1 protein-coding gene is annotated in these 330 nt (G+C 37.3%); it reads right to left on the reverse strand.

Going from position 1 to position 330, the window contains the following annotated elements; all coding sequences use genetic code 11:
* On the reverse strand, positions 1–330 hold a 330-nt coding region (locus PGH07_RS11445; RefSeq protein WP_289414631.1), incomplete at both ends, for a tyrosine-type recombinase/integrase.

The following is a 330-nucleotide window of genomic DNA, read 5'->3' on the forward strand; positions in this document are numbered from 1 at the left end:
TGCTGGAAAAAACATACTCAGATGATAACCCAGTCTTGGTATATTGTTTCACTAAAGCTTCACGTACACTATCAAGCATATCGATCGTTCTTGCTTTACCAGTTTTTGTAGTACCCTCTATACCTTCACTGATATTTCTACGTACGATGATCTTGTTGGAGTTGAAATCTATATCATCCCACTTTAGAGCGATGAGCTCTCCTGATCTCATACCAGTGAAGAATGCAACGGTGATATAGGACTTGAAAAAACCTGCAGCATTATCTATAAGAGTGATAACCTCTTCCATTGTAAATGGTAAGATGTCATCAGTTTCTGTATATTTTGGTA

The sequence above is a fragment of the Sulfurovum zhangzhouensis genome (genome assembly GCF_030347965.1).
Lineage (GTDB): Bacteria > Campylobacterota > Campylobacteria > Campylobacterales > Sulfurovaceae > Sulfurovum > Sulfurovum zhangzhouensis.